Consider the following 24721-nt stretch of genomic DNA (forward strand, 5'->3'; position numbering starts at 1 on the left):
GTCCCGGTGGTAACGGTTTTAGCGCACGAACAGCTTCTGGATCAGTTTCTGGATGGCTTTGCCATACGGTGGGTAAATCAGCTTGGCCGCATTCAGGCGTTGCTTGATCAGCACCCCCTTGGCCTTGCTGAACGTGAGGAACCCTTCATGGCCGTGATAGTGACCCATGCCCGACGGGCCGATGCCGCCAAAAGGCATATCGTCCTGGGCCACGTGCAGCAGGGTGTCGTTCAAGCACACGCCGCCGGAATGGGTCTCGTGGAGTACGCGATTCTGTTCGGCCTTGTTGTAGCCGAAGTAATACAGCGCCAGTGGGCGAGGGCGTTGGTTGATGTAGGCAAAGGCCTGGTCGATCCCGCGATAGGGCACGATGGGCAACACCGGGCCGAAAATCTCGTCCTGCATCACGGTCATTTCATCGCTGACATTCAGCAGCAGGCTATGGGCCATGCGCCGTGCCTGGCCCTGGTCATAGAGCGGCACCAGGGTCGCGCCCTTGTCGGTTGCGTCCTTGACGTAGGCATTGAGTCGGGCGAGTTGTCGCTCGTTGATGATGGCGGTGTAGTCCGGGTTGTCGGCCAGGGTCGGATAAAACCCACGTACCGCCTGGGTGTAGGCCTCGACGAAGCCGTCCACACGGTCTTCGGGAACCAGCACGTAGTCCGGCGCCACACAGGTTTGCCCGGCATTCAGCGCCTTGCCGAATGCGATCCGTTCAGCGGCATCCTTGAGCGGCACATCGGCCGAGACAATCGCCGGGGATTTACCGCCCAGCTCCAGGGTGACCGGGGTCAGGTGCTCGGCGGCGGCGCGCATCACATGCTTGCCGATGCTGGTGGCACCGGTGAACAGCAGGTGATCGAACGGCAGCTTGGAGAACGCCATGCCCACTTCTGCTTCGCCGAGCACCACGCACACCAGGTCTTCGGGGAAGATTTGCGCCAGCAGGGTCTTGAGCAACTGGCCAGTGGCAGGGGTGGATTCGCTGAGCTTGAGCATCACCCGGTTGCCCGCCGCCAACGCGCCGACCAGCGGGCCGATGGCCAGGTACAACGGGTAGTTCCAGGGCACGATCACCCCGATGACGCCCAGGGGTTGATAGATCACTTTGGCAGATGCCGGCTGGAAGGCTATACCTACAGCGCGGCGCGACGGTTTCATCCAGCCCTTGAGGTGTTTGCTGGCGTAGTGAATGCCATGCAGGCTGGGCATCAGTTCGGCGAACAGGGTTTCGTCGGCACTGCGATGACTGAAATCGCTGCTGATGGCCTCGATCAGCGCCTGGCGCTCATCGCTGAGCAGGTCGCGCAAGGCCTTGAGCCACTGCTGGCGCTGCGCCGCCGTTGGCATCGGGTTGGCCGCGTAGGCGCGGCGCTGAGCAGCGAACAGGTCCTGGAGTTGGTCCAGCGCCTGGGAATCTTGCAGGTAGGCAACGTTGGCAGACATGGCGCAGTTCCCGATTGTTATTGGAATACCTGCGTTTTTAGAGTTATTGCTCTATTTTGTCAAATGACTTCGCGGCAACATGCAGTTTTATCCTGGCAAGGATAGACCGTAAGATGTTTGCATCAGGATTTTAGAAGCCGATACCCCATGGCACCACGAGTAAAGACCAGCGAACGCATTGTGCAAACCAGCCTGGAGCTGTTCAACCAGCAGGGCGAGCGCAGCATCAGCACCAACCATATTGCCGCCCACATGGAAATATCCCCCGGCAACCTGTACTACCACTTCCCGAACAAGCAGGCGATTATCGCCGTGCTGTTTCGCGAGTACGAAGCCTTGGTAGACAGCTTCCTGCGCCCGCCCCAGGGGCGCGCCATGGTGGTCGAGGACAAGCGCTTCTACTTGCAGGCGGTGTTGGCCGGCATGTGGCGCTACCGCTTTTTGCACCGCGACCTTGAGCATCTGCTGGAAAGCGACCCGGAACTGGCCACCGGCTACCGGCGCTTTTCCCAGCGCTGCCTGATCCAGGGCGGCGCGATTTACCGGGGGTTTGTCGAGGCCGGGATCCTGAACATGGACCCGGTGCAGACCGAAGCCTTGACCCTCAACGCCTGGATCATCCTCACCTCCTGGGTGCGCTTTTTGTGCACCACCAACGAGAACTCCGCACACCTGAGTGCCGAGGCGATCAAGCGCGGGGTGTATCAGGTGCTGGTGCTGGAGGCGGGGTTTATCACGCCCCAGGCCAAAGAAGCCGTGGACGCGTTGTTCAAGGAATTTTACGTGCCTCTAAGTCAGGCACTGGAAGAAGTGAAGTAGGCCCTTTCCCGAACGTATTTCCAGGAGTCCGTCATGCCGCTTGCGCAACTGATCAGCCCGCAACAACTGGCCGAACGCCAGCAGCACGCAGGCTTAGTCATCCTCGATTGCCGTTTTGCCCTGGAAGACCCGGATTACGGGCGTTGCAGCTATGCCGAAGGGCATATCGAGGGGGCGCAGTATGCGGACCTGGAGCGCCATCTCAGTGGGCCAGTGACCAAGGGCGTGACTGGTCGCCATCCGCTGCCGGCGCCCCAGGTGCTGGTCCAGCAGTTACAGGCCTGGGGCGTCAATGCCGACAGCGAAATCGTGCTGTATGACGACGGTCCTGGCGCGTTTGCCGCCCGTGCCTGGTGGCTGCTGGTGTGGCTGGGCAAGCGTGACGGTGTGTCGATCCTCGATGGTGGCCTGAAGGCCTGGCACAGCGCCGGTTTCCCCTTGAGCCTGGATGCGCCGAGCACCGAGCCTGGCACCTTTGCCGGCAGCCCGGACAACCATCTTCTGCTGGACGCCGAGCACCTGCAAAAACGCCTGGGCCAGCCGGGCCTGACCTTGATCGACGCCCGTGCCTTGCCGCGCTTTCGCGGTGAAGTGGAACCCATTGACCCGATTGCCGGGCATATTCCCGGCGCGCAATGTGCGGCGTTCAGCGAAAACCTGGGCAGTGACGGGCGCTTCTTGCCGGTGTCGCAGCTCAAGCAACGGTTTACAGAAAAGCTGCAAGGCCGCTCGCCCCAGGAATTGGTGGCGTATTGTGGCTCGGGTGTGACGGCGTGCCACAACCTGTTTGCCTTGAGCCTGGCGGGGTATCCGTTGGGCAAGTTGTATGCGGGGTCGTGGAGTGAGTGGATCACTGATCCGCAGCGGGAAATTGCTAGCGGCGACTAAGCGAGTAATCCCCGATCAAATGTGGGAGCGGGCTTGCCCGCGAATGCGGTGTGCCAGCCACCGAATTTATTAGCTGAAACGCCGCATTCGCGAGCAAGCCCGCTCCCACATGATTAACCGTGTTTTACCCGTAACCAATGCGGGATCCGCCGCTCCAGGTAGTACCCAGGCGTCTTCAGCGAACCCTCGACAAACCCCACATGCCCACCCTTGGCCTGCAGTTCAAACTCGATGCAGTCCGACAGTTCGCTGGCCTGGGGCAAGCTGTGGGCAAACACAAAAGGATCATCCGCCGCCTGGATGATCAGCGTTGGCGTGCGAATCTCCCCCAGGAAGTAACGACTCGACGCCCGCCGGTAATAGTCCTCGGCGCTCAGATAGCCATGCAGCGGTGCGGTGACGCGCCCATCAAAATCCCAGAATGTGCGCATCTTCTCCAGCGAGCCCAGCTCGGCCAGGGTCTTCAGTGCGTCTTCGCGCCCGTCCTGGGTGAATTGGCGCTGCTTGACCCGGATATAGCTGAGCATCTCGCGCATGAAGTGCTTCTGATAGATCCGTGAGAAGCCCAGGCCGATGCGGTCGGCGCACTGATCCAGGCGAAACGGCACCGATACCGCCGCCGCGCCTTGCAGGCCGCAGTGGTCGCCGGTTTCGCCCAGGTGCTTGAGCAGCACATTCCCGCCCAGGGAGTAACCCACGGCATACAGCGGCGCCAACGGCCGCTTGGCCCGCAGGTGCGCGATGGCGGCGGCCAGGTCTTCACTGGCGCCGGAGTGGTAACTGCGGGCCAACAGGTTGGGTTCGCCGGAGCAGCCACGCCAATTCAGCGCGACACTGGCCCAGCCCTGGCTGGCCAGGGCTTTTTGCAGGCCGGCAACGTAGGGCGAGTTGGATGAACCGGTCAGCCCATGCAGCACCAGCACCAAGGGCGCATGCGGGTCGTGGGGGCCGTGCCAGTCGAGGTCGAGAAAATCGCCATCTTCCAGCCACAGGCGCTCGCGCTGGCGCTCGAGGTGGGTGGTGGGGCGCCAGAGCGGGCCCCACAGCGTTTGCAGATGTGGGTTGCCGAGGCCGAAGGCGGGGGTGAAGCGGTTTGCTGGCGATGTCATGAATACCTGTCCTGTAGGCGCGGGCCTGCCCGCAGACAAACTCGCGCCTACAGCGTTTTCAGTGGGTCAGAGCCGTACGTTGCCACAACGCGTAATACACCCGCCCGGACTTTTGCTCGCGGTGCAGGCGCCAGTTGCCCGGCAGGCCCAGGGTTGATGGCGCGGTTTCGCTTTCGGTGTAGACCCAGGCGTCATCGGCCAGCCATTGGCGCTCTTCCAGCAGGGTGCAGACGGTCGGCAGCAGGTTCTGGTTGAACGGCGGGTCGAGGAACACCACGTCGAATGCACTGGCCGGCTGGGTTTCCAGGTAGCGCAGGGCATCGGCGGTTTGGACGTGACCGGTGGTGCAACGCAGGGTGCCCAGGTGTTCACGCAGGCTGGAAACCGCCACGTTGCTCGCGTCCAGGGCCTGGCCCAGGGCGGCGCCACGGGACAGCGACTCGAGGAACAGCGCGCCGCTGCCGGCGAACGGGTCAAGCACCTTGGCCCCTTCGATGTACGGCGCGAGCCAGTTGAACAGGGTCTCGCGGACCCGGTCCGGGGTCGGGCGCAGGCCCACGACATCGGGGAAGCTCAGCTTGCGGCTGCGCCATTGGCCGCCAATGATGCGCAGTTGGCCCACACCGTTATGAACGTTGTGGACAGGTTTTTTAGGGCGCGATGGACTAGCCATTAATGCTCCGGAACCCCGAGCGGCTGCTCGGCAGGTTTATCAGTGGGGGGCGGTAGTGGCTTTTGCGCGGTGGTGGGACCAGCGGTCACGATCACCATTTTATCGCTGCTCAAGTGCTTGTTCAGTGCAGCCTTGACCTGTTCGGTGGTCAGGGCCTGGGATTGCTTCATGAAGTCTTCCAGGTAATTGAGCGGCAGGTTGTAAAAACCCATGGCGCCCAGTTGCCCGACGATATCGGCGTTGCTCGCGGTAGACAGCGGGAAGCTGCCGGCCAGTTCACGCTTGGCGTCATCCAATTCTTTTTGCGTCGGCCCGGTCTTGAGGTAGTCGGCCAGCACTTGCTCCACCAGGCGCAAGGTGCCGCCGCTCATTTCGGCGCGGGTCTGCAGGTTGATCATGAAGGGGCCACGTACCTGCATCGGCGAGAAGCCGGAGTACACGCCATAGGTCAGGCCGCGCTTCTCGCGCACCTCGCTCATCAAGCGGGTGCCAAAGCCACCGCCGCCAAGGATCTGGTTGCCCAGGGACAGGGCGGCGTAGTCCGGGTCGGCACGGTTGATGCCCAGTTGCGCGAACAGCAAGTGCGTCTGCTTGGAGGGAAACTCGATGTGCCCCAGGCCGGCCTTGGGCTCGGTCGGCTCGGCGATTTTCGCCAGTGCCGGGCCCTTGGGCAGGGACGCGGACACCTTGGCTGCCATGGCTTCGGCGTCGGCACGGGACAGGTCGCCGACCATCGCGATCACCGCGTTGCCGGCGGCGTAGGCCTTGGCGTGGAATGCCTTCAACTGTGCCTGGGTAATGGCCGGTACGCTCTCTGGTGTGCCTTCGCTTGGGTGCGCATAGGGATGATCGCCGTACAGGCGCTTGAACAGCTCGATGCTCGCCAGCTTGCTCGGGTTCTGTTTCTGGTACTCGAAGCCTGCCAGCAACTGGTTCTTGATCCGCGCCAGGGAGTCGGCAGGGAAGGTCGGCTGGCCGATCACCTGGTCAAACAGCGTGAGGGCGGCCTCGCGCTTGTCGGCGGCACTGAGGCTGCGCAGCGACACCAGCGCCATGTCGCGGTAGGCACCGTTGCTGAAATCCGCGCCCAGGCCTTCAAAACCGGCGGCAATCTGCCCCACATCCTTGCCCGGCACGCCTTCGTTGAGCATGGCGTTGGTCAGCAGCGCCAGGCCCGGCGTGTTGCCGTCCTGGCTGCTGCCGGCGGCGAACAGGATGCGCATGTCGAACATCGGTAGCTCATGGGCCTCGACGAACAGCACCTTGGCGCCCTCGGCGGTGTTCCAGGTCTGCACGTTGAGCTGGCGATTGGTCGGGTTCTTGCCGTCCAGTTCCGCCAGGGATTGCAGGGTCTTGCTGGACTTGGCCTGCTCCAGCGCTGGGCTGGCCACGGAATCATCCGGGCGACCGATATACACCGCGACCGCTGCCACCAGGGTCACGACGATCAGGCCAGGCAGCACCAGGCGGTTGTTTTTGCGATCACTCATGAGTGGTCTCCTCGGGCATGACATGGGCGACACTCAGGCGTTCGCGGGTGAAATACGTACGCGCGGCTTTCTGGATGTCCTCGGGCGTCACGCTCTGCAGTTCGGCCAGCTCTGTGTCCATGAGCTTCCACGACAGGCCGACCGTTTCCAGGGAGCCAATGGCCGTGGCCTGGCTGGTGATGGAGTCGCGCTCGTAGACCACGCCGGCAATGACCTGGGCGCGAATACGCTCCAGTTCCTCGGCGGTCGGTGGCTTGGCCTTGAGTTCGTCCAGCAGGCGCCAGAGCCCGGCTTCGGCCTGGGCCACGGTTTTCTGCTTCTGCTGGTTGGGCGTGGCGCTCAAGGTGAACAGGCTGTCGCCGCGGGTGTAGGCGTCGTAGTTGGTCGAGGCAGCGGACACCAGTTCTTCACCGCGTTCCAGCTGGCTCGGTATGCGCGCGCTGTAGCCGCCATCGAGCAGTGCCGAGATCAGGCGCAGGGCGTTGACCGAACGCTTGTCTTCGGCAGTGGCCAGGCCCGGTACGTTGAAGCCCAGGATGACGCTCGGCAATTGGGTTTGCACGTGCATGGTCAGCAGGCGTTCGCCCGGCGCGGCCAGTTCCAGGGGCTTTTTCGCCGGTGGCACGTCACGCTTGGGGATCGGGCCGAAGTAACGCTGGGCCAGGGTTTTCACCTCGTCCGGGGTCACGTCGCCGACCACTACCAGGGTGGCGTTGTTCGGCACGTACCAGGATTGGTACCAGTGGCGCAGTTCCTCGACCTTCATGCGGTCCAGGTCGGCCATCCAGCCGATGGTCGGCGTGTGATAGCCGCTGGCCGGGTAGGCCATGGCCTTGAAGCGTTCGAAGGCCTTGGACATCGGGTTGTCATCGGTGCGCAGGCGGCGCTCCTCCTTGATGACTTCGATCTCGCGGCTGAATTCGTCGGCCGGCAGGCGCAGGGTAGCCATGCGGTCGGCTTCCAGTTCCAGGGCCACGCCCAGGCGGTCGCGGGCCAGCACTTGGTAATAGGCGGTGTAGTCGTCGCTGGTGAAGGCGTTTTCTTCGGCGCCCAGGTCGCGCAGGATCAACGAAGCTTCGCCTGGACCAGTCTTGGAGCTGCCCTTGAACATCATGTGTTCCAAGGCATGGGACAAACCGGTCTGGCCAGGGGTTTCATAGCTGGAGCCGACCTTGTACCAGACCTGCGAGACCACCACCGGAGCGCGATGGTCTTCGCGCACGACGACCTTGAGGCCGTTGTCCAGGGTGAATTCATGGGTGGGTTGAGGGTCGGCAGCCAAGGCTGAAAGGGGCAGACAAACTGTGCTGAGCAGCAGGCCTGCGGCGCGGCGGGCTAGAGCATTCATTCGTTTTTAAACCTGTTGGGCTGCCCGCTTGGTCTTAGCGTCGGCGGGCGAGGAGGTGCTAGGATACTGATCCGTATTAGCGGCGGCCACTGCGGCTGTCATATCGTTTCGGATCCAGTCGTCGTGAAGATGGAGTTATCCGTGGGTTTCCCCGGTTTTAATCCGCTTTTCGCCGATTTTATCGCTTCAGTCCTATATTGAATCGATTTGTTGAGGCTGTATTCACGCCTCACAAAATACTGCGCATGAACAAGCTGGCTAAAAAACAGTCTGTTGCGCATCGAATATTATTTACCGAGGCGCCACCTTGGCGCGTCGCTACCGTGAGATAGCCGTCCTCCATGTTTGGTTCCAACGACGACAAGAAGAGCCCAGCTGCGGCTGGCGAGAAAAAAGGCCTGTTCGGATGGCTGCGCAAAAAGCCGCAGGAAACCGTCGTCGAACAGCCGCAAGTCCAACCTGAGCCCGTATTCGAGCCTGTTTTGCAGGCGCAACCTGCGATTGAACCGGTGGCCGAGCCTGTCGTCGAGACGCCGGCGCCTGTGGTGCTGCCTATCGCCGAGCCGGTCTTGCAGCCGGTGGTGGAGGCTGCGCCAGAGCCAGAGCCAGAGCCAGAGCCAGAGCCAGAGCACAAGCCGTGGCCGCCATTGCCGGTGGCTGAAGAGCCTGTCGCGCTGGTCGAGGATGTGCAGGCCGAACATGTGGCACCACCGATTCCTGTGGTTGTGGAGCCGGTCGAGGTGGTCGCCGAGCCCCTGCCCGTTGTGGTCGAACCGGTGATTGTCGAGCCCGTAGCCGTTGTTGCCGAGCCTGCCACCGCACCTGCCGAAACCAGCAAGACCGGTTTCTTTGCCCGACTCAAGCAAGGCCTGAGCAAGACCAGCGCAAGCATCGGCGAAGGCATGGCCAGCCTGTTCCTCGGCAAAAAGATCATCGATGACGAGCTGCTCGAAGATATCGAGACCCGCCTGCTGACCGCTGACGTGGGCGTCGAAGCCACCGCCGTGATCATCCAGAGCCTGACCCAGAAGGTCGCGCGCAAGCAGCTCACCGACGCCGACGCGCTCTATAAGTCATTGCAGGCCGAACTGGCCGCCATGCTCAAGCCAGTGGAAGCGCCGCTGGTGATTACCGAGAAAAAACCCTTTGTGATCCTGGTGGTTGGCGTCAACGGCGCCGGCAAGACCACCACCATCGGCAAGTTGGCGAAGAAGCTGCAACTGGAAGGCAAGAAAGTCATGCTCGCCGCCGGTGATACCTTCCGCGCCGCTGCCGTGGAGCAATTGCAGGTGTGGGGCGAGCGCAACAAGATCCCGGTGATCGCCCAGCACACCGGCGCCGACTCCGCCTCGGTGATCTTCGATGCCGTGCAGGCCGCCAAGGCCCGTAACATCGATGTGCTGATCGCCGATACCGCCGGTCGCCTGCATACCAAAGACAACTTGATGGAAGAGTTGAAGAAAGTCCGCCGGGTGATAGGCAAGCTCGACGCCGACGCGCCCCACGAGGTGCTGTTGGTGCTGGACGCCGGGACCGGGCAGAACGCGATCAGCCAGGCCAAGCAATTCAACCAGACAGTCCAGCTGACTGGCCTGGCGTTGACTAAGCTCGATGGCACGGCCAAGGGTGGGGTTATTTTCGCCCTGGCTAAACAATTCGGGCTGCCGATTCGTTATATCGGTGTCGGCGAAGGCATTGATGACCTGCGCACGTTTGAGGCCGAACCCTTTGTCCAGGCACTGTTTGCCGAGCGGGAGCGTTCATGATTCGTTTTGAACAGGTGGGCAAGCGTTACGCCAACGGGCATGTCGGCTTGCATGAGCTGAGTTTCCGGGTGCGTCGTGGCGAGTTTTTGTTTGTCACCGGTCACTCCGGCGCCGGCAAAAGTACCTTGCTGCGCCTGTTGCTGGCCATGGAGCGTCCGACCACCGGCAAATTGCTGCTGGCGGGCCAGGACCTGGCCACCATCAGCAATGCACAGATCCCGTTCCTGCGCCGGCAGATCGGCGTGGTGTTCCAGAACCACCAGTTGCTGTTCGATCGCACAGTGTTCAATAACATCGCCCTGCCATTGCAGATCCTCGGGCTGTCCAAGGCCGAAATCGTCAAGCGTGTGGATTCGGCCCTGGAGCGGGTGGCGCTGTCGGACAAGACCGACCTGTACCCCGGCGACCTGTCCACCGGCCAGCAACAGCGCGTCGGCATTGCCCGCGCCATCGTCCATCGCCCGGCCTTGCTGCTGGCGGACGAACCTACCGGTAACCTCGACCCGCGCCTGGCTGCAGAAATCATGGGTGTTTTTGAAGACATCAACCGCCTGGGCACCAGCGTGCTGATTGCCAGTCACGACCTGGCATTGATCGCGCGCATGCGCCATCGCATGCTGACCCTGCAGCGCGGCCGCCTGATCGGTGACGGGGAGGCTGGCGTATGAGTGCCACACGCAGCCCTAAAGTTTCCGAGCGCGTAGCGCCGAAAGCGGCCGACCCGCAACCGCAGAAAAAGAAACGCGACGATGATGACGGCCCTGACTTCAGCACCTTGCTGCACGCCTGGATCGAAAGCCATCGCGCCAGCCTGGTGGACAGCCTGCGCCGCCTGGGCAAGCAGCCGATTGGCAGCTTCTTCACCTGCCTGGTGATGGCCGTGGCGTTGAGCCTGCCGATGGGCTTGTCGTTGCTGCTTAATAATGTCGAGCGCCTGGGCGGTTCCTGGCAGCGCGCGGCGCAGATTTCCCTATATCTGCAACTGGATGCCAGCGCCACCGAAGGCGAGGCCCTGCGCGAGCAGATCAAGAACCTGCCGGGCGTGGCGGATGCCGAGTACATCAGCCGCGACCAGGCGCTGGAAGAGTTCCAGCAACAGTCCGGCCTGGGTGAGGCGCTCAAGGAGCTGCCGCAGAACCCGCTGCCGGGGGTTGTGTTGGTCACGCCCAATGAAATCGACAAGACGGCCCTTGAAGCATTAAGACAAAAATTGGCTGAATTGCCCAAGGTACAGCAGGCGCAGCTTGATCTGGTGTGGGTCGAGCGTCTGGCGGCGATTCTCAAGCTGGGCGACCGGTTTGTCTTTGGTCTGACGGTGTTGCTGGTTTCTGCATTACTTTTGGTGATAGGCAATACCATTCGTCTTCATATTGAAAACCGCCGCACCGAGATAGAAGTGATTAAACTGGTCGGCGGCACAGACAGCTATGTGCGTCGTCCTTTTCTGTACATGGGCGCGCTTTATGGCTTTGGTGCGGGGATTCTGTCCTGGGGCGTATTGGCGTTTGGCCTGGATTGGCTGAACGACGCGGTAGTCGGCCTGGCCGGTTTGTATGGCAGTGATTTTGCCCTGGCTGGCGTACCCGCTGCCGATGGTCTATCACTGTTGCTTGGCGCGGTGTTGTTGGGGTATATCGGTGCTTGGATTGCGGTCGCACGGCATTTACGTGAGCTGGCGCCGAAGTAGTTAATGTCAGATTAATGTGGTTTCGTTTGTATTGACCGTATCAGTGGTTTAGGGAACTTGTCCTACGGTTTCCGGTCAATTTTCGCAGTGCTGAACTGCACGAGTTATGTGAGTCGGAGGTTTTTTCGTATGACCACTTCTTTGCAACCTGCTTATGCTCTGGTCCCGGGTGCGAACCTGGAAGCCTATGTGCACACGGTCAACAGCATTCCATTGCTGACGCCCGAGCAGGAGCGTGAACTGGCCGAGAGTCTCTACTATGAGCAGGATTTGGGGGCGGCTCGGCAGATGGTGCTCGCCCACCTGCGTTTTGTCGTACATATCGCCCGTAGCTATAGCGGCTACGGCCTGGCCCAGGCTGACCTGATCCAGGAAGGCAACGTCGGCCTGATGAAGGCTGTGAAACGCTTCAACCCGGAAATGGGTGTGCGCCTGGTGTCGTTCGCCGTGCACTGGATCAAGGCGGAAATCCACGAGTTCATCCTACGCAACTGGCGCATTGTGAAAGTGGCGACCACCAAGGCCCAGCGCAAGCTGTTCTTCAACCTGCGCAGCCAGAAAAAACGCCTGGCGTGGCTGAACAACGAGGAAGTCCATCGTGTGGCCGAAAGCCTCGGCGTGGAGCCTCGGGAAGTGCGCGAGATGGAAAGTCGCCTGACCGGCCATGACATGGCCTTTGACCCGGCCGCTGAAGCGGACGACGACAGTGCTTTCCAATCGCCGGCCAACTATCTGGAAGACCACCGGTATGACCCGGCGCGTCAACTGGAAGATGCCGATTGGAGCGACAACTCCAATCACAATCTGCACGAAGCACTGGAAGTGCTGGACGACCGCAGCCGTGACATCCTCTACCAGCGCTGGCTGGCAGAAGAAAAAGCCACGCTGCACGACCTGGCGCAAAAGTACAATGTGTCGGCCGAGCGTATTCGTCAGCTTGAGAAGAGCGCGATGAATAAGCTGAAACTGTCGATCGCCGCCTAACACGCAACGAACGAGCAAAAAAATGCCCCGATCGAAAGCTCGGGGCATTTTTGTTCGTGCCGCGCCCCTGTAGGAGCCGGCTTGCCGGCGATGGCGATCTACCGGCTCTCAATGATTGGCTGATACAGCGCCATCGCCAGCAAGCCGGCTCCTACAGGTTTTATGTTGCGTCAGTTGGCCCACGGCGCCTTTCGCGTACTGTTCAGCTCATTCAAATAGCCAGTACCACCCAACTGCCCCATCTGCTGGCGAATCCACGCCGCCCGCCGCGCCACATACGCCGTCGGATGGCTGGCACTCCACACCCTTGGATTGGGCAGTACCGCTGCCAGATAACTGGCCTGCTGCCGCGAAAGCCCCTTGGCACCCACGCCAAAATGATGCCGCGCTGCCGCCTCTGCGCCAAACACACCTTCGTCCCATTCCACGCTGTTGAGGTACACCTCAAGGATCCGCTGCTTGGGCCAGAGGATTTCGATCAGCCCGGTAAACCAGGCTTCCAGGCCCTTGCGCACATAACTGCGGCCGGCCCACAGGAACAGGTTTTTCGATACCTGCTGGCTCAGCGTACTGGCGCCGCGAATCGAGCCGCCGCGCTCGTTATGCAGCAGCGCAGCCTGGATCGCCCCGAAGTCAAAACCCCAATGCTGTGGGAAGCGCTGGTCCTCGCCGGCCATCACCGCGACTTTCAAGTCATCGGAGATCTCATCCCACGGCACCCAGGTACGTTGCAGGTCAATGGGCTCGCCATCGACCCAGGACTCGATCTTGCGCTCGACCATCAGTGCGGTAAACGGCGGCGGGACGACACGAAACAGCAGCACCAGCAAAACGCTGCCGATGACAAACCATTTCACGACTTTGAGAAAACGACTGAAGAGGACACGCAGCATAGAGATGGCTTGGCCGAACCCGTTGAGCGGGCCATTATACAGACCCGGCCCTTTGAGTCTGACTGGAGTTCCTCATGCTGCGTGGCTTTCTGATGTTGGCGGCCTTTTTCGGCTTTACCGGTGTTGCCCTCGGCGCGTTCGCCGCCCATGGCCTGAAAAAAAGCCTGACGGCTGAATACCTGGCGATATTCCACACCGGCGTGACCTACCAACTGGTGCACGCCCTGGCGTTGTTTGGCGTGGCCTTGCTGGCCGCGCATGTGCCCGGGCGCCTGGTGCTCTGGGCCGGTGTGTCGTTCAGCATCGGCATCTTGCTGTTCTCTGGCAGCCTGTACCTGCTGACCACCATCGGCATTGGCAAGCTGGGGATCATCACGCCGTTTGGCGGCCTGGCGTTCCTGATTGGCTGGCTGTGCCTGGGGCTCGCCGCCTGGCGCCTGCAACTGACCGCCTGACGCTTGTAGCTGACCTTCAGGTCACGATCAGGCTAGAATGCTGGCCCCTAAAAACGATGGCGGCCCGTGGCATGCGCATTCAATTGAACGGCGAATCCTATGAACTGCCCGACGGTGAAACCGTCGCGGCCCTGCTGACCCGTCTGGAACTGACCGGACGTCGCGTCGCAGTGGAGCTCAACCAGGATATCGTCCCGCGTAGCCAGCACACCGAAACCGCCCTCACCGAAGGCGATCAGGTTGAAGTGGTCCACGCCATCGGCGGCGGCTAGCCCTGCGGCAACTACCCGGATTCTGCAGAACCTCACCCCTACTCGAGGATTTCCCATGAGCATCGTTCGTAGCGACAAGCCCTTCGTCCTGGCCGGTCGTACCTACCAGTCGCGTTTGCTGGTAGGCACAGGCAAGTACCGCGACATGGAAGAAACCCGCCTGGCTATCGAAGCCTCGGGCGCCGAAATCGTGACGGTGGCTGTGCGCCGCACCAATATCGGCCAGAACCCGGGCGAACCGAACTTGCTGGATATCCTGCCGCCGGATCGCTACACCATCCTGCCCAACACTGCCGGTTGCTACGACGCCATCGAAGCTGTGCGCACCTGCCGCCTGGCCCGTGAGCTGCTCGACGGCCACAACCTGGTGAAGCTGGAAGTGTTGGCGGACCAGAAAACCCTGTTCCCCAACGTGATCGAAACCCTCAAGGCCGCCGAAACCCTGGTCAAGGAAGGTTTCGACGTGATGGTCTACACCAGCGATGACCCGATCATCGCCCGCCAACTGGCCGAGATCGGCTGCATCGCGGTGATGCCGCTGGCCGGCCTGATCGGTACTGGCCTGGGGATCTGCAACCCGTACAACCTGCAGATCATCCTCGAAGAAGCCAAGATCCCGGTGCTGGTGGATGCCGGCGTCGGTACCGCGTCCGATGCCACCATCGCCATGGAACTGGGCTGCGAAGCGGTGCTGATGAACTCGGCCATCGCCAATGCGCAACAGCCGATCATGATGGCCGAAGCCATGAAACACGCGATTGTCGCCGGCCGCCTGGCGTACCTCGCCGGGCGTATGCCAAAAAAACTTTACGCCAGCGCCTCCTCGCCGCTGGATGGTCTGATCAAGTAAGAGCCATTGATGACTGAATCAAACGAAACGCCGAACCCCGTGGAAGAAGGCGACGAGTCCAAGCACCGCCGCATCAAGAGTTTTGTGATGCGTGCCGGGCGCATGACCGAAGGCCAGCAAAAGGGCCTGGACCAGGGCACGCCGCTGTTCGTCCTGCCCCTGGCCGATGCGCCGGTGGACTTCGACCAGGTGTTTGGCCGTTCGGCCCCGCGCTCCCTGGAAATCGGCTTCGGCATGGGCCATTCCCTGCTGGAAATGGCTGCGGCGTCGCCCGAGCAAGACTTTATCGGCGTGGAAGTGCACCGTCCGGGCGTGGGCGCGCTGCTTAACGGCGTGCTGACCCAGGGCCTGAAAAACCTGCGGGTCTATGACTGCGACGCGATCGAAGTGCTTAACCGCTGCATCGCCGACAACAGCCTCGACCGCCTGATGCTGTTTTTCCCGGACCCATGGCACAAGAGTCGTCACCACAAGCGCCGTATCGTCCAGGCGTCCTTCGCGGAACTGGTGCGCAGCAAGCTCAAGGTGGGTGGCATCCTGCACATGGCCACCGATTGGGAACCGTATGCGCAGTACATGCTGGAAGTGATGAACGTCGCCCCTGGCTACCGCAACCTGGCCGAAGATGGTCAGTGCGTGCCACGCCCGGCCGAACGTCCGATCACCAAGTTCGAACGCCGTGGCGAGCGGTTGGGGCATGGGGTTTGGGATTTGAAGTTCGAAAAGCTGGCTTGATCAGCTAGAAAACTGGAATGCGACCAACTGTAGGAGCTGGCTTGCCTGCGATAGCGTCACTTGGGTATCACTGATACACCGAGGTGATGCTATCGCAGGCAAGCCAGCTCCTACAGTTGTTTTGTGGTGGGCTTTGAGTCAGCGGCGGTCGGCAACCACGCCAATCAACACCAGCACCACCAACAGCACCGGTGCCAGGCTGTAGTTATTGAACTGGCTCAACCCCCGCACAATCCACGGCGTGGCGTAGATCAGCGCAGCACCGCTGCCGATCATGCACAGCAGGGCCATCAACGGTACGCGCAAGGCGCCGGCGATGCTGCCCAGGCGCGCTTCGACCCAGCCCTTGATGTCGGCGCCGAACAGCACCAACAGGCAGCCTACCAGCGCCAGGGAGATTTCCGACAGGTTGCTACGGCTCCAGCGGGATACGGTGGCGAGCAGGTCGAGTACCAGATCCATTCGATTTCCTTAGAGCGATCAGCTCAAAAACTTCTGCAGCAGGTCATTGAGAAAGAGTTGCCCACGGTCCGTGGCCGCCAGGCGTGACGGTTCGACCTGCAATAAGCCACTTTGTTCGGCATCCCTGCGGGCTTGATCCAGGCTGGCCAGGTCCAGGCCGGTGCGCTCGGCATACAGCTTGGCTTCCACGCCCTCGGTCAGGCGCAGGGCGTTCATCAGGAACTCGAAGGGCAGTTCCTCGTTGGTCAGCTCTTTCATGCCTGCCTGGAAGCTTTTTGCCGGGTTGAGGTAGTCCTTCGGTGCGCGGGTCTTCCAGGTGCGCACGATGCGCCCGTCTGGATGACTGAGCTTGCCGTGGGCGCCGGCGCCGATGCCGATAAAGTCGCCAAAACTCCAGTAATTGAGGTTATGCCGCGCGGGCCGGCCCGGCTGGGCGTAGGCCGAGACTTCATATTGCGCGTAGCCGTGTTCGGCGAGCAGGGCCTGGCCGGCTTCCTGGATATCCCACAGGGTGTCGTCTTCCGGCAGCGTCGGCGGCTGGTTCCAAAATACGGTGTTGGGTTCCAGGGTCAGTTGGTACCACGACAGATGGGTCGGCTTGAGCGCAATCGCCTGGCGCAGGTCGCCCAAGGCGTCGTCCAGGGATTGATCGGGCAAACCGTGCATCAGGTCCAGGTTGAAGTTATCGAACCCGGCCTGGCGTGCCATGCCGGCGGCGCGTACGGCTTCGTCGCCGTTGTGGATGCGGCCCAAGGCCTTGAGCTTTTCCTGCTGGAAGCTCTGGATGCCAATCGACAGGCGATTGATCCCCAGCTTGCGGTAGGCGACGAACTTCTCTTGCTCGAAGGTGCCGGGGTTGGCTTCCAGGGTGATTTCGATATCGCTGGCAAACCGGATACGTTGCTCCACGCCCTCCAGCAACCGGCCCAGCGCCGCCGCACTGAACAGGCTTGGCGTGCCGCCGCCAAAGAAGATCGAACTCAACTCGCGGCCATACACCGCGTGCAGGTCCTGATCCAGGTCCGCCAGCAGCGCGTCGACATACTCTTCTTCCGGCAGCAGCTTGCTGGCGGTGTGGGAGTTGAAGTCGCAATAGGGGCATTTACGCACGCACCACGGGATGTGGATGTACAGCGCCAGGGGCGGCAGCACTGGCAAGGCCGCCCGAGGTGTTTGCGCGCCACCGAGGATCAGGGGCTGCGCGGAGGTGTTGTGGGTCATTTCAAGCCCAGGCGCTGGCGCAGCAAATCCATTGCGCGGGCGCGGTGGCTGATCTGGTTCTTGTCGGCGGGGCTCAGTTGGGCGCTGGACACATTGCGCTCCGGCACCCAGAACAGCGGGTCATAGCCAAACCCGTGCTCGCCGCTGGCCGTATGCAGGATGCGCCCGTGCCACAAGCCTTCGCAGAGGATCGGCAGCGGGTCGTCGGCATGCCGCACCAGCGCCAGCACGCAGACAAACTGCGCGCCGCGCATCGCGTCCGGCACGTCCTTGAGGGCGTCCAGCAGCTTGGCGTTGTTCGCCGCGTCGCCTTTGCCGTCGGCATAGCGCGCCGAGTAGATTCCAGGAGCGCCGCCGAGGAAGTCCACCGCCAGGCCCGAATCGTCGGCCAGTGCCGGCAGGCCGGAAATGCGCGAGGCATTGCGGGCCTTGAGGATGGCGTTTTCGACGAACGACAGGCCGGTCTCTTCCGGCTCCACCTGGCTGAACTCGCCAATCGAGCGCAATTGCACCGATTCGCCGAGCATGGCCTGGAGTTCCTTGAGTTTGCCGGCGTTATGGCTGGCCAGTACGAGTTGTGTCAGGTTCATTATTCGGCCGGGAACAGTTCTTGGGTGAAACTGAAACCATGGGCCTTGCCGCCGGTTTCAACATTGATGGTAAAAGTGCGGAATTCCTGCTGCGGCACCGAGTAGGGGGCGAGGTAGTAGATCGCGCCTTTTTCGGTGATTTGCTTGAAGGTCAGCATTTCGCTTTTGCCGGTCAGGTCCTTGATCGTGCCGGTCACTTGCGCCGCCACGGGCTCCACGCCCTTGATCACCGAAACATTGATCATGCCCTTGTTCTTGCTGCGCACCACGCCCACGGCCTGGGCTGTCTCGGGTTGCAGGAAGCTGGAGGTGAAGGTGCTGTAGTGCACGGTGATATCACCAAATGCCTTCTGCCGATTGCTGTCGATAGGGCCGGCGGCCATGGCACTGGCGCCCAGGCAGGCGGTGAGTAGAAAAATAGCCAGGCGACTCATGATCGTCCTCCTCGAAAATGGTTAGACGGCAATCTGGTGGTCGGTCAGGCCAGGGCTGCTGACCCGATAAATCCCGATTTCACCCAAAAGATTAGGCCATAGCTTACTCGCCCAGCCGTGGCGATGCTGTTGATCGACGGCAAGGCGGTTGATCACTTTGGCTTCGCGCCCGCTGCACAGTGCTTCGAAGTCCTCGAAGGTGCAGAAGTGAATGTTGGGCGTGTTGTACCAGGTGTACGGCAGGAAGTCCGATACCGGCATCCGGCCCTTGGTGGCCAGGTACCAGCGGCAGCGCCAGTGGCCGAAGTTGGGGAAGGTGATGATGCACTGGCGGCCGACGCGCAACATTTCGTCGAGGATCCGGTCCGGATAGTGCACGGCCTGCAGGGCCTGGGTCATCACCACGATATCGAAGCTGTTGCTGGCAAAGTTGCCCAGGCCCTTGTCCAGGTCCTGCTCGATCACGTTGATGCCCTTGGCCACGCACTGGGCGATGTTGTCCGGGTCGTTTTCCAGGCCATAGCCAGTGACTTGCTTGTTGTCGCGCAGCCAGCTCAGCAGTTCGCCATCGCCGCAACCCAGGTCGAGCACGCGGCTGCCGGCGGGGATCCAGTCTTGGATGATTTCCAGGTCGGCTCTCATGGCGTTCTCACAAAGTTATGCGGTTCATGTAATTGCTGAAGGCCTGCAGGTAGCGCGGGATCGGGATCAGGAAGGCATCGTGGCCTTGCGGTGCGTCGATCTCCAGGTAGCAGACGTCTTTGCGCGCAGCCATCAGCGCATCCACCAGCTCCCGCGAACGGGCCGGCGAGAAGCGCCAGTCGGTGGTGAACGACATCACGCAGAACTTGGCGCTGGCCCCCTCGAAGGTCTTCGCCAGGTCGTCGTCAAAGTTTGCCGCCGGGTCGAAGTAGTCCAAAGCCTTGGTCATCAGCAGGTAGGTGTTGGCGTCAAAACGCCCGGAAAACTCCTCGCCCTGGTAACGCAAGTAGCTTTCGACCTGGAATTCGACGCTGTGGAAGTCGTAGTTGAGCTTCTCGCTCTTGAGCCCACGGCCGAATTTCTCGCCCATGGAGTCATCCGACAGGTAGGTGATATGCCCAACCATCCGCGCCAGCATCAAGCCGCGCTTGGGAATCACCCCGGCTTCCTGGAACGAACCACCGTGGAACTCGGGGTCGGTGAGGATCGCCTGGCGCGCCACTTCGTTGAAGGCGATGTTCTGCGCCGACAACTTGGGGGCCGAGGCGATGGCCAGGCAATGGCGCACGCGGTCGGGGTAGGTGATGGTCCATTGCAGGGCCTGCATGCCGCCCAGGCTGCCGCCGATCACCGCGGCCCATTGCTGGATGCCCAGCAGGTCGGCCAGGCGTGCCTGGCTGTGCACCCAGTCTTCGACGGTCAGTACCGGGAAGTCGGCGCCAAACGGCTTGCCGGTTTCCGGGTTGAGGCTGCTGGGGCCGGTGGAGCCATTGCAGCCGCCAAGGTTGTTCAGGCTGACCACAAAGAATTTGTTGGTGTCGATGGGCTTGCCGGGGCCGATGCAGCTGTCCCACCAGCCGGGCTTGCGCTCGTCGGCGCTGTGGTAGCCAGCGGCGTGGTGATGGCCGGACAGGGCGTGGCAGATCAGCACGGCATTGCTGGCCGTGGCGTTCAACTCGCCGTAGGTTTCATAGATCAGGTCATAGGCCGGCAGCGATCGACCGCAGGCCAGGGCCAGGGGTTCGCTGAAGTGCGCCACTTGGGGCACGACCAGTCCAACAGAATCGGGGGGGAAGGCAGCTGGCATCGACCCTGCTCTCGTTTAAATGAGGCGTAAGTCTAAAGAGCGGGGGGGCCAGCGGCAAGCGAACCTTGTCCTGGCTGATGACGGCTTGTTTCTGTGGGAGCCGGCTTGCCGGCGATGGCGTTTTCGCGGGTGCCATCGCCGGCAAGCCGGCTCCTCCAAAGGTCAGATCAGCAAGCGCAGGATGTCCGGCATCATGGTCATTGCCGCCAGGTTGTTGATCACCAGCATGTCCAGGAGCTTGAGCACCATGAACGCAAGGATCGGCGAGATATCCAGGCCGCCCAGGTTTGGCAGGATCTTGCGGAATGGCGCCAGGGCCGGTTCGCAGATCTGGTTGACCAGCTCGGCACCTGGGTTATGGCTGCCCGGTGCGACCCACGACAGGATCACGCTGATGATCAGGGCGAAGAAGAAAATCTTCAGGAACAGCGCGGTTACGCCGATCAGGGCCCAGACCAGCAGTTGCAGGAAATTGCCCATGGTGCCGTAGGTCAGCAGCAGCGTCAGGGCCATCAGCGCCAGTTGGACCAGGATCGCCAGGACCAGCGAAGACATGTCCAGGCCGAACAGGCTCGGGATCACCCGGCGCAGCGGCTTGAGCAGTGGCTGGGTGGCCTTCACGGCGAACTGGCAGAGCGGGTTGTAGAAGTTGGCGCGTACCAGTTGCAGGACAAAACGCAACAGCACGATCAGCAGGTAAAGGCTGCCGAGGGTTTGCAGTACATAGACGGCGGCGGTGTTCAAACCAATCATATTGGCTCCTTATTGACCCAGTTGTTCGGCAAGTTCGGCCGAGCGGTGCGCGGCGGCACCCAGTGCTTTTTCGACCAGGGCTTCAAAGCCCCCGGCCTGGAACGATTCGATGGCCGCCTGTGTGGTGCCATTGGGCGAGGTCACGCGCCGGCGCAACTCGGCCGCGTCCACATCGCTGGACACCACCATATGCGCGGCGCCGAGGGCGGTTTGTTGGGTCAGTTGCTCAGCGATTTCCCGTGGCAGGCCCAGTTTCACACCGGCGGCGGTCATGGCTTCGACCAGCAGGAAGAAATACGCCGGGCCACTGCCGGACACGGCAGTGACGGCATCCAGTTGCTGTTCTTCTTCCAGCCACAGGGCCACGCCCACGGCCGACAACAGCTCCTGGGCCTGCTCACGCTGGGCGGCGCTCACTTGGGCGGTGGCGTACAGGCCGCTGACGCCTTGGCGCAGCAATGATGGCGTGTTGGGCATGCAACGCACGATGGGCTGGGCGCCGAGCCAGTTGTTCATGCTGGCGCAGTTGATACCGGCGGCAATCGACACCACCAGTTGCTGCGGCGCCAGGCTTGGGCGCAGGGCTTCGCACACGGCCTTCATGGCCTGTGGCTTGACTGCCAGCACGATGACGTCGACGCCCTGGATGGCCTCGGCGTTGTCGGCGAAGGTTTCGATACCGTGTTCTGCGCTCACCCGGGCACGGGTCTCGGCGCCCGGATCGCTGGCGCGAATCTGCGAGGCTTGCAGGCCCTTGGCCCGCAGGCCGCCGATCAGGCTGGCCGCCATGTTACCGGCGCCGATAAAGGCTATACGCGTGCTGCTCATGACAGGTCCTTACTCAGATGGAAGTCAGCCATTTCATGGCTGGCCGTAGTCGCGGGCGCCAAACAGGGCGGTACCGATCCGCACCCAGGTGGCCCCTTGGGCAATGGCCGACTCAAGGTCATGGCTCATGCCCATGGAAAGTGTGTCGAGCCCCAGGTTCAGGCTCGCTTGCAAGTCTCGTACGGCGGCAAACGCGGCATCTTGCTGCGCGCGGTCGTCGGTGGGCTCGGGGATCGCCATCAGGCCGCGCAGCTTCAAGCGGGGCAGGGCCTGGATCGCCTCGGCCAATGCTGGCAAATCGGCGGGTGTACAGCCGGATTTGCTGGCTTCGCCACTGACATTAACCTGGATGCAGATATTAAGCGGTGGCAGGTCGGCCGGGCGTTGTTCGGACAGGCGTTGGGCGATTTTCAGGCGGTCCACGGAGTGCACCCAAGCGAAGTTCTCGGCGATAGCGCGCGTCTTGTTCGATTGAATGGGGCCGATGAAGTGCCAACTCAAGGGCAGGTCGGTTAATTCCGCCTGTTTGCCGAGGGCTTCCTGCAAGTAGTTCTCGCCGAAGTCGCGTATCCCTGCGGCATGGGCCTGGCGCACGGCTTGCGCGGGTTTGGTCTTGCTCACGGCCAGCAAGTGGACGCTGCTTTCATCGCGCTGCACGGCCCGGGCCGCGGCACGGATGCGCTCACTAACCAGGCCGATATTGTCTGCTATGGTCGACATTCAAGTTGCGCCCGTGGATATGGAGTCCGCGGCATTCTACTGGAAATGGATAGCCCTATGGACATCACTGAACTGCTGGCCGCAAGTGTCAGCCGGGGCGCCTCCGACCTGCATCTGTCGGCAGGGCTGGCGCCGAGGGTGCGCGTTGATGGCGAGGTTCTGCCGCTGGATTGGCCGGTGCTGAGTGCTGCCCAACTGGCCGACCTGCTCAGCCCGATCCTCAATAAACACCAACAAAAGGATTTCGAAACATCTCTTGAAACGGATTTTTCCTTTGAAGTGCCGGGTGTCGCGCGCTTTCGCGCCAATGTGTTCCGCCAGCACCGGGGGATGGGCGCGGTGTTTCGCGCGATCCCCTCGCGGGTCCAAAGCCTGGAAGCCTTGGGGCTTGGCGATGTATTCCGGCGCATCGCCGAGCTGCCCAGGGGACTGGTGCTGGTGACAGGTGCCACGGGCTCGGGCAAGTCCACCACCCTGGCGGCGATGGTCGATTACCTCAACAACACCCGCCAGCAGCACATCCTGACCCTTGAGGACCCCATCGAGTTTGTCCACGAACCGCGCAAGGCGTTGATCAGCCAGCGCCAGGTGCATCGCGACACCCACAGCTTTTCGGCGGCCCTGCGTTCGGCGTTGCGCGAAGACCCGGATGTAATCCTGGTGGGGGAGTTGCGCGACCTGGAAACTATCCGCCTGGCCCTGACAGCGGCTGAAACCGGGCACCTGGTGTTTGGCACCCTGCACACCAGTTCGGCGGCAAAGACCGTGGACCGGCTGGTGGATGTGTTCCCGGTTGGGGAAAAGGCCATGGTCCGCTCGATGCTCTCGGAGTCGCTGCAGGCGGTGGTGAGCCAGGTGTTATTGAGCAAAGTCGGCGGCGGGCGCGTGGCGGCCCATGAAATCATGCTCGGCACGCCGGCGGTCCGTAACCTGATCCGCGAGGACAAGGTGGCGCAGTTGTACTCGGCGATCCAGACAGGAGGGGCGTTGGGGATGAAAACGTTGGATATGAGCTTGAAGGGGTTGGTCGGTCAGGGGCTGATTAGTCGCGAAGAGGCGCGGGGGCAGGCGCGGGTGCCAGCAGATATATAGGATGTGGGAGCTGGCTTGCCTGGGATGCAGGCAAGCCAGCTCCCACACAAGCCAGCATTCACATTTGCATTTACTGTCAGCGCTGCACAATCCGCAGGTTGTTCTGCTCTTTGGGCAGCACGCGCTTGGCAATCACGTAGTTCTTGTTCCAGAACGGTTTTTTCAGGGTGTCGATACTGACCGACTTGCCACGGCGCGGTGCGTGGATAAAACGGTCGTTGCCCAGGTAAATGGCTACATGGTTGACCTGGCGGCTCTTGAGCTTGAAGAACAACAGGTCGCCGGGCTTCAAATCCTTGCGATCAACCTTCTGCCCGTGGCCGCTGGCCATGGCATTGGAGGTGCGTGGCAAGTCCACCGCAGCTACATCATTGAAGGCGTATTTCACCAAACCACTGCAATCAAAGCCTTTACTTGGGCTGCTGCCGCCCCAACGATAAGGGGTACCGAGCACGTTGACCGCACGGCTCAAGACTTTGCTGCTTTGCTGGTTATTGCTCGCGACCAGGCCGGGAACTGCTTTAACGTTGGCCTTGCTCAGTTGAGCCGGGCGCTTGACGCTGAGCTTTACCGATTTGGCGGAGCTGGTAGTGGCGTGAACTTTAGGGGTGAAACCATTAACGTTCGGAAGTCGTTGCTCACGATTGGTGGCGTGGGCGGCCAGTGGCATCAATAGGCAAATGGTTAGCCATGTCTTTAAAAATGGTCGCATAAGGCAGGCTCTTGTTGGTTTGCGCGCAACTTTATAACAGCTTTTAGTGTCTTTCTCAGGCCGTTTGTCGACTGAACCTTGACGTCAAAATCAGGAAAACCGCGACGAACTGTCGCAATTGTCCTACACAAGTCAGGCGGCATAAGGCTTTGAGGGAAGCGACGATAGCATTTGCCGTACGTCGGGTGCCTGTAAAAAAGTCACAAAGAAACCAGAAATATTTATCTATCGAGGCAAAAGAGGTCATTCATGAACACCTATCGACAGGATGTTTCGCAACAGGACACTCACAGCAAGATGATCGGTTATCTGCTCTGGATCTTCGGTTTTACCGGGGCGCACCGCTTCTACTACGGCAAGCCGGTGACCGGGACGATCTGGTTCTTCACCTTTGGTTTGCTGGGGATTGGCTGGTTGATCGACCTGTTTCTGATCCCGGCAATGGACCGTGAAGCCGACCTGCGTTTTACCGCCGGGCCGATTGAATACAACGTGGCGTGGATTCTGTTGGCGTTTCTTGGGGTATTTGGCTTGCACCGCATGTATCAGGGCAAATGGCTCACCGGCCTGTTGTACCTGGTGACCGGCGGCTTGTTCCTGATTGGCGTGCTGTATGACTTCTGGACACTGAACACGCAGATTTCGGTGCGCAATGCCGAGCGCCTGGGCGGGCGGTAAGCGTCGCTGGGCGCATGTGGGAGCTGG

General features: G+C 61.5%; 28 protein-coding genes. 12 read left to right on the forward strand and 16 right to left on the reverse strand.

Features of this window, described 5'->3' with window-relative positions:
* Nucleotides 1-18 precede the first annotated feature (18 nt).
* The gene (locus HBO19_RS12315) at nt 19-1446 is read right to left on the reverse strand and encodes a coniferyl aldehyde dehydrogenase (RefSeq protein ID WP_169954944.1); all 1428 of its coding nucleotides are present in this window, start codon (nt 1444-1446) and stop codon (nt 19-21) included.
* Between the two features lie 147 nt (nt 1447-1593).
* Here HBO19_RS12315 and HBO19_RS12320 point away from each other — a divergent pair, with 147 nt between their 5' ends.
* Together HBO19_RS12320 and HBO19_RS12325 are read left to right on the forward strand one after the other, a co-directional pair.
* A complete protein-coding gene (locus HBO19_RS12320; protein WP_029300622.1) occupies nt 1594-2265 on the forward strand; it encodes a TetR/AcrR family transcriptional regulator in 672 nt (223 codons plus the stop codon).
* A 33-nt stretch (nt 2266-2298) separates the two neighbouring features.
* The gene (locus tag HBO19_RS12325; protein ID WP_170057580.1) at nt 2299-3153 is read left to right on the forward strand and encodes a sulfurtransferase; all 855 of its coding nucleotides are present in this window, start codon (nt 2299-2301) and stop codon (nt 3151-3153) included.
* Between the two features lie 113 nt (nt 3154-3266).
* Here HBO19_RS12325 and HBO19_RS12330 read toward each other — a convergent pair whose 3' ends face one another.
* Genes HBO19_RS12330 through HBO19_RS12345 form a run of 4 tightly spaced genes read right to left on the reverse strand, consistent with a single transcriptional unit; the run spans nt 3267 to nt 7773 of the window.
* Entirely contained in the window at nt 3267-4262 is a 996-nt protein-coding gene (locus HBO19_RS12330; RefSeq protein ID WP_170057581.1) for a hydrolase, read from the reverse strand.
* Between the two features lie 58 nt (nt 4263-4320).
* Entirely contained in the window at nt 4321-4935 is a 615-nt protein-coding gene (gene rsmD / locus HBO19_RS12335) for a 16S rRNA (guanine(966)-N(2))-methyltransferase RsmD (protein WP_169954941.1), read from the reverse strand.
* Nucleotides 4935-6425: a pitrilysin family protein gene (locus tag HBO19_RS12340; RefSeq protein ID WP_170057582.1), complete on the reverse strand. Its 1491-nt coding sequence runs from the start codon at nt 6423-6425 to the stop codon at nt 4935-4937. Before HBO19_RS12340 ends, rsmD begins: the two co-directional genes overlap by 1 nt.
* A complete protein-coding gene (locus tag HBO19_RS12345) occupies nt 6418-7773 on the reverse strand; it encodes a pitrilysin family protein (protein ID WP_170057583.1) in 1356 nt (451 codons plus the stop codon). Before HBO19_RS12345 ends, HBO19_RS12340 begins: the two co-directional genes overlap by 8 nt.
* A 341-nt stretch (nt 7774-8114) precedes the next feature.
* Between HBO19_RS12345 and ftsY the strand changes: the two genes are divergently transcribed.
* The 4 genes from ftsY to rpoH all read left to right on the forward strand — a co-directional run bounded on the left by ftsY (nt 8115) and on the right by rpoH (nt 12210).
* The gene (gene ftsY, locus HBO19_RS12350) at nt 8115-9539 is read left to right on the forward strand and encodes a signal recognition particle-docking protein FtsY (protein WP_170057584.1); all 1425 of its coding nucleotides are present in this window, start codon (nt 8115-8117) and stop codon (nt 9537-9539) included.
* Entirely contained in the window at nt 9536-10207 is a 672-nt protein-coding gene (ftsE, locus tag HBO19_RS12355) for a cell division ATP-binding protein FtsE (RefSeq protein WP_003213784.1), read from the forward strand. Before ftsY ends, ftsE begins: the two co-directional genes overlap by 4 nt.
* Nucleotides 10204-11226, forward strand: a complete 1023-nt coding sequence (gene ftsX / locus HBO19_RS12360; protein WP_057440383.1) for a permease-like cell division protein FtsX — start codon at nt 10204-10206, stop codon at nt 11224-11226. Before ftsE ends, ftsX begins: the two co-directional genes overlap by 4 nt.
* Before the next feature lie 129 nt (nt 11227-11355).
* Nucleotides 11356-12210 carry an RNA polymerase sigma factor RpoH gene (gene rpoH / locus HBO19_RS12365; RefSeq protein WP_003176698.1) on the forward strand — a complete coding sequence of 285 codons (855 nt, stop codon included), beginning with the start codon at nt 11356-11358 and terminating at the stop codon, nt 12208-12210.
* A gap of 170 nt (nt 12211-12380) precedes the next feature.
* On the opposite strand, the gene mtgA is transcribed toward rpoH, so the two are convergent.
* Nucleotides 12381-13103, reverse strand: coding sequence for a monofunctional biosynthetic peptidoglycan transglycosylase (mtgA, locus tag HBO19_RS12370; protein WP_169954937.1), 723 nt, complete (start codon nt 13101-13103; stop codon nt 12381-12383).
* A gap of 74 nt (nt 13104-13177) precedes the next feature.
* Between mtgA and HBO19_RS12375 the strand changes: the two genes are divergently transcribed.
* From HBO19_RS12375 to trmB, 4 genes are all read left to right on the forward strand, one after another.
* Nucleotides 13178-13558, forward strand: a complete 381-nt coding sequence (locus HBO19_RS12375) for a DUF423 domain-containing protein (protein ID WP_076963151.1) — start codon at nt 13178-13180, stop codon at nt 13556-13558.
* Between the two features lie 71 nt (nt 13559-13629).
* Complete coding sequence (gene thiS, locus HBO19_RS12380) at nt 13630-13830, forward strand: sulfur carrier protein ThiS (protein WP_162947777.1); 201 nt, start codon at nt 13630-13632, stop codon at nt 13828-13830.
* Nucleotides 13831-13885: 55 nt separating this feature from the next.
* Entirely contained in the window at nt 13886-14680 is a 795-nt protein-coding gene (locus HBO19_RS12385) for a thiazole synthase (protein WP_017845016.1), read from the forward strand.
* 9 nt (nt 14681-14689) lie between these two features.
* On the forward strand, nt 14690-15415 hold the full coding sequence (trmB, locus tag HBO19_RS12390; protein WP_169954936.1) for a tRNA (guanosine(46)-N7)-methyltransferase TrmB: 726 nt from the start codon (nt 14690-14692) through the stop codon (nt 15413-15415).
* Between the two features lie 138 nt (nt 15416-15553).
* On the opposite strand, the gene HBO19_RS12395 is transcribed toward trmB, so the two are convergent.
* From HBO19_RS12395 to HBO19_RS12435, 9 genes are all read right to left on the reverse strand, one after another.
* Nucleotides 15554-15877 carry a DUF3392 domain-containing protein gene (locus HBO19_RS12395; RefSeq protein ID WP_034116244.1) on the reverse strand — a complete coding sequence of 108 codons (324 nt, stop codon included), beginning with the start codon at nt 15875-15877 and terminating at the stop codon, nt 15554-15556.
* An 18-nt stretch (nt 15878-15895) separates the two neighbouring features.
* Entirely contained in the window at nt 15896-17098 is a 1203-nt protein-coding gene (gene hemW / locus HBO19_RS12400; RefSeq protein WP_262386264.1) for a radical SAM family heme chaperone HemW, read from the reverse strand.
* A complete protein-coding gene (rdgB, locus tag HBO19_RS12405) occupies nt 17095-17691 on the reverse strand; it encodes an RdgB/HAM1 family non-canonical purine NTP pyrophosphatase (protein WP_170057672.1) in 597 nt (198 codons plus the stop codon). The genes hemW and rdgB overlap by 4 nt, the downstream gene beginning before the upstream one ends.
* Nucleotides 17688-18122 (reverse strand): DUF4426 domain-containing protein, encoded by a 435-nt coding sequence (locus tag HBO19_RS12410; RefSeq protein WP_029300487.1) that lies wholly within the window; start codon nt 18120-18122, stop codon nt 17688-17690. The genes rdgB and HBO19_RS12410 overlap by 4 nt, the downstream gene beginning before the upstream one ends.
* 21 nt (nt 18123-18143) lie before the next feature.
* Nucleotides 18144-18764: a methionine biosynthesis protein MetW gene (gene metW / locus HBO19_RS12415; protein ID WP_029300485.1), complete on the reverse strand. Its 621-nt coding sequence runs from the start codon at nt 18762-18764 to the stop codon at nt 18144-18146.
* Between the two features lie 7 nt (nt 18765-18771).
* Entirely contained in the window at nt 18772-19911 is a 1140-nt protein-coding gene (locus HBO19_RS12420; protein ID WP_169954935.1) for a homoserine O-acetyltransferase, read from the reverse strand.
* A 162-nt stretch (nt 19912-20073) separates the two neighbouring features.
* Nucleotides 20074-20664 (reverse strand): YggT family protein, encoded by a 591-nt coding sequence (locus tag HBO19_RS12425; protein WP_057440376.1) that lies wholly within the window; start codon nt 20662-20664, stop codon nt 20074-20076.
* A gap of 9 nt (nt 20665-20673) precedes the next feature.
* Nucleotides 20674-21492, reverse strand: a complete 819-nt coding sequence (gene proC / locus HBO19_RS12430) for a pyrroline-5-carboxylate reductase (RefSeq protein ID WP_057440375.1) — start codon at nt 21490-21492, stop codon at nt 20674-20676.
* A 33-nt stretch (nt 21493-21525) separates the two neighbouring features.
* Nucleotides 21526-22212, reverse strand: coding sequence for a YggS family pyridoxal phosphate-dependent enzyme (locus tag HBO19_RS12435; protein WP_170042152.1), 687 nt, complete (start codon nt 22210-22212; stop codon nt 21526-21528).
* Nucleotides 22213-22269: 57 nt separating this feature from the next.
* On the opposite strand from HBO19_RS12435, the gene HBO19_RS12440 reads away from it, so the two are divergent.
* Entirely contained in the window at nt 22270-23304 is a 1035-nt protein-coding gene (locus tag HBO19_RS12440; protein WP_170057585.1) for a type IV pilus twitching motility protein PilT, read from the forward strand.
* 76 nt (nt 23305-23380) lie between these two features.
* Here HBO19_RS12440 and HBO19_RS12445 read toward each other — a convergent pair whose 3' ends face one another.
* On the reverse strand, nt 23381-24016 hold the full coding sequence (locus HBO19_RS12445) for a C40 family peptidase (RefSeq protein ID WP_170042154.1): 636 nt from the start codon (nt 24014-24016) through the stop codon (nt 23381-23383).
* Nucleotides 24017-24265: 249 nt separating this feature from the next.
* On the opposite strand from HBO19_RS12445, the gene HBO19_RS12450 reads away from it, so the two are divergent.
* Entirely contained in the window at nt 24266-24694 is a 429-nt protein-coding gene (locus HBO19_RS12450; RefSeq protein ID WP_169953555.1) for a TM2 domain-containing protein, read from the forward strand.
* Nucleotides 24695-24721: the final 27 nt, after the last annotated feature.

Origin of the sequence: Pseudomonas sp. WS 5021, from assembly GCF_012985535.1 — a bacterium.
Lineage (GTDB): Bacteria > Pseudomonadota > Gammaproteobacteria > Pseudomonadales > Pseudomonadaceae > Aquipseudomonas.

Excerpts from the sequence above, each read along its gene's own strand:
- HBO19_RS12315 (WP_169954944.1), bottom strand. The coding sequence starts at position 1,446 with ATGTCTGCCAACGTTGCCTACCTGCAAGATTCCCAGGCGCTGGACCAA.
- HBO19_RS12320 (WP_029300622.1), top strand. The coding sequence starts at position 1,594 with ATGGCACCACGAGTAAAGACCAGCGAACGCATTGTGCAAACCAGCCTG.
- HBO19_RS12325 (WP_170057580.1), top strand. The coding sequence starts at position 2,299 with ATGCCGCTTGCGCAACTGATCAGCCCGCAACAACTGGCCGAACGCCAG.
- HBO19_RS12330 (WP_170057581.1), bottom strand. The coding sequence starts at position 4,262 with ATGACATCGCCAGCAAACCGCTTCACCCCCGCCTTCGGCCTCGGCAAC.
- rsmD (WP_169954941.1), bottom strand. The coding sequence starts at position 4,935 with ATGGCTAGTCCATCGCGCCCTAAAAAACCTGTCCACAACGTTCATAAC.
- HBO19_RS12340 (WP_170057582.1), bottom strand. The coding sequence starts at position 6,425 with ATGAGTGATCGCAAAAACAACCGCCTGGTGCTGCCTGGCCTGATCGTC.
- HBO19_RS12345 (WP_170057583.1), bottom strand. The coding sequence starts at position 7,773 with ATGAATGCTCTAGCCCGCCGCGCCGCAGGCCTGCTGCTCAGCACAGTT.
- ftsY (WP_170057584.1), top strand. The coding sequence starts at position 8,115 with ATGTTTGGTTCCAACGACGACAAGAAGAGCCCAGCTGCGGCTGGCGAG.
- ftsE (WP_003213784.1), top strand. The coding sequence starts at position 9,536 with ATGATTCGTTTTGAACAGGTGGGCAAGCGTTACGCCAACGGGCATGTC.
- ftsX (WP_057440383.1), top strand. The coding sequence starts at position 10,204 with ATGAGTGCCACACGCAGCCCTAAAGTTTCCGAGCGCGTAGCGCCGAAA.
- rpoH (WP_003176698.1), top strand. The coding sequence starts at position 11,356 with ATGACCACTTCTTTGCAACCTGCTTATGCTCTGGTCCCGGGTGCGAAC.
- mtgA (WP_169954937.1), bottom strand. The coding sequence starts at position 13,103 with ATGCTGCGTGTCCTCTTCAGTCGTTTTCTCAAAGTCGTGAAATGGTTT.
- HBO19_RS12375 (WP_076963151.1), top strand. The coding sequence starts at position 13,178 with ATGCTGCGTGGCTTTCTGATGTTGGCGGCCTTTTTCGGCTTTACCGGT.
- thiS (WP_162947777.1), top strand. The coding sequence starts at position 13,630 with ATGCGCATTCAATTGAACGGCGAATCCTATGAACTGCCCGACGGTGAA.
- HBO19_RS12385 (WP_017845016.1), top strand. The coding sequence starts at position 13,886 with ATGAGCATCGTTCGTAGCGACAAGCCCTTCGTCCTGGCCGGTCGTACC.
- trmB (WP_169954936.1), top strand. The coding sequence starts at position 14,690 with ATGACTGAATCAAACGAAACGCCGAACCCCGTGGAAGAAGGCGACGAG.
- HBO19_RS12395 (WP_034116244.1), bottom strand. The coding sequence starts at position 15,877 with ATGGATCTGGTACTCGACCTGCTCGCCACCGTATCCCGCTGGAGCCGT.
- hemW (WP_262386264.1), bottom strand. The coding sequence starts at position 17,098 with ATGACCCACAACACCTCCGCGCAGCCCCTGATCCTCGGTGGCGCGCAA.
- HBO19_RS12410 (WP_029300487.1), bottom strand. The coding sequence starts at position 18,122 with ATGAGTCGCCTGGCTATTTTTCTACTCACCGCCTGCCTGGGCGCCAGT.
- metW (WP_029300485.1), bottom strand. The coding sequence starts at position 18,764 with ATGAGAGCCGACCTGGAAATCATCCAAGACTGGATCCCCGCCGGCAGC.
- HBO19_RS12420 (WP_169954935.1), bottom strand. The coding sequence starts at position 19,911 with ATGCCAGCTGCCTTCCCCCCCGATTCTGTTGGACTGGTCGTGCCCCAA.
- HBO19_RS12425 (WP_057440376.1), bottom strand. The coding sequence starts at position 20,664 with ATGATTGGTTTGAACACCGCCGCCGTCTATGTACTGCAAACCCTCGGC.
- proC (WP_057440375.1), bottom strand. The coding sequence starts at position 21,492 with ATGAGCAGCACGCGTATAGCCTTTATCGGCGCCGGTAACATGGCGGCC.
- HBO19_RS12435 (WP_170042152.1), bottom strand. The coding sequence starts at position 22,212 with ATGTCGACCATAGCAGACAATATCGGCCTGGTTAGTGAGCGCATCCGT.
- HBO19_RS12440 (WP_170057585.1), top strand. The coding sequence starts at position 22,270 with ATGGACATCACTGAACTGCTGGCCGCAAGTGTCAGCCGGGGCGCCTCC.
- HBO19_RS12445 (WP_170042154.1), bottom strand. The coding sequence starts at position 24,016 with ATGCGACCATTTTTAAAGACATGGCTAACCATTTGCCTATTGATGCCA.
- HBO19_RS12450 (WP_169953555.1), top strand. The coding sequence starts at position 24,266 with ATGAACACCTATCGACAGGATGTTTCGCAACAGGACACTCACAGCAAG.